Here is a 1978-nt window from a genome sequence, read left to right on the forward strand (position 1 = left end):
CTCACCTCCTCGCACACGGTGAGCGCGGCGAGCAGCAGCTGGTCGCGCAGCGCGCGCGTGGCCGCCGCCCCGTCCGTCGGCGCCGACGACGCGCGCGGCACCGGGCGCGGCGGCGCCAGCGTCCCGACCGGCCCCGACTCGACGCGCTGCGGGCGCGCGCCGGTGAGCAGCTCGTACAGCACGACGCCGAGCGCGTAGACGTCGGTGGCCGTCGTCACCGGCTCGCCGCGCGCCTGCTCGGGCGCCGCGTAGTCGGGGGTGAGGAACCAGGTCCCGGTGCCGGTGCGCGCGCCCCCCGCCTCCCCCTCGCCGTCGAGCAGCTTCGCGATGCCGAAGTCGAGCAGCTTCACGACGCCGTCGGGCGTCACCAGCACGTTGTTCGGCTTGAGGTCGCGGTGGACGACGAGGTTGCGGTGCGCGTACGCGACGGCCTCGCACACCTGCTCCACGAGCCGCAGCCGGTCGGCGAGGCCGAGCCCCCGCGCGTCGCAGTGGCGGTCGAGCGGCGCGCCGTCGACGTGCTCCATCGCGAACCAGGGCGTGCCGTCGTCGGCGACGCCGGCGTCGAGCAGGCGCGCGACGTTCGGGTGGTCGAGCCGCGCCAGCACGCGGCGCTCGACGAGGAAGCGCGCCACGCGGTCGGGCGCCGCGAGGTCGCCGCGCACCAGCTTGAGCGCGACGCGCCGCCCCACGTCGTCGCGCTCGGCGAGGTACACGGTGCCCATCCCGCCGCGCCCGATCTCGCGCACGATGCGGTACGGCCCGACCTGCCGCCCCTCGACCGGCGCGGGGGGCGCGGCGTCGCCGGGGAGCGCCGCCGGCGTCTCCAGGAAGCCCGCCGCCCCGTCCTCCATCGCCAGCAGCGACGCGACCTCGTCGCGCAGCGCCGCGTCGTCCCCCGCCGCCGCGGCGACGAACGCCGCGCGCTCGGCGGCCGGGCGCTCGAGCGCGGCCTCCAGCAGCGCCATCACCGCCTCCCACCGGTCGGGGGGCGTCGGGACGTCGGGGCGCAGCACGGGGCGCCCCGTCAGCCGGCGCTCAGCTCGCGCCGCAGCCAGAGCCGCGCCGCGGTCCAGTGGCGGCTCACCGTCGCCTCCGAGATGCCGAGCGCGCGCGCCGTCTCCTCGAGGCTCAGCCCCACGAAGTAGCGCAGCTCGACGACGCGCGCCCGCGCCGGGTCGCGCGCGGCCAGCCGCTGCAGCGCCTCGTCCAGCTCCAGCACGTCCACCGACCGCTCGGGCGTCGCGATCCCGTCGGCGCCGCCGAGGGTGACGCGCTCGCGGTCGCCCCCGCGCTTGGCGCGCCGGCGCGCGCGCGCGTGGTCCACGAGCACCGCGCGCATCACGAGCGCCGCGACCGCGAAGAAGTGCTCGCGGTTGCGCCCCCCCGCGCCCGCCTGGCCGGCGAGGCGCACGTACGCCTCGTGCACCAGCGCCGTCGGCTGCAGCGTGTGCCCGTCGGGCTGGGCGCGCAGCGCGCGCGCCGCCTGCGCCCGCAGCTCGCCGTAGACCTGCGGCATCAGCGCGTCGAGCGCGGCGCGGTCGCCGCGCTCCCAGGCGGCGAGGAGCGCGGTCACGGGCTCGGACGGGGGAGACGACACCTGGGCGGGGAGCGGGGGCGCGGGCGGGGCCCGGCCTCGGGTCCCGGCGCGAAGATACGCCCCGCGTCCCGCCGCGACCAACGAATCGTCCGCGGGGGCCCGGCTACTCCCCGCGGAGTGTCGCAGCGGGCTCGATGCGCGCCGCCCGCCGCGCCGGCCCCCAGGCGGCCAGCACCGCCGTCGCCAGCAGCGCCGCGACCACCAGCGCGTACGTCGCCGGGTCCGTCGGGCGCACGCCGTAGAGCAGCGCGGCCATCATCCGGTCGCCGGCCAGCGCCGCCGCCGCCTCGCACGCCAGCCCCGCGGCCACCGGCGCCAGCCCGCGCCCGACCACCATCCGCTGCACGTCGGCGCCGCGCGCGCCGAGCGGCCGCCGCA

At 79.6% G+C, this 1978-nt stretch carries 2 protein-coding genes and 1 pseudogene; all 3 read right to left on the reverse strand.

The features are described from left to right. Positions 1-1016: serine/threonine-protein kinase (locus tag PYV61_RS24745; protein ID WP_275836548.1), on the reverse strand; the 1016-nt coding region annotated here is incomplete at its 3' end. An 11-nt stretch (positions 1017-1027) separates the two neighbouring features. Then, the gene (locus tag PYV61_RS24750; protein WP_275836549.1) at positions 1028-1576 is read right to left on the reverse strand and encodes an ECF-type sigma factor; all 549 of its coding nucleotides are present in this window, start codon (positions 1574-1576) and stop codon (positions 1028-1030) included. A 127-nt stretch (positions 1577-1703) separates the two neighbouring features. Further along, positions 1704-1978, reverse strand: a pseudogene (locus PYV61_RS24755) (hypothetical protein); the annotation flags it as partial.

The sequence above is a fragment of the Roseisolibacter sp. H3M3-2 genome, assembly GCF_029211165.1.
Lineage (GTDB): Bacteria > Gemmatimonadota > Gemmatimonadetes > Gemmatimonadales > Gemmatimonadaceae > Roseisolibacter.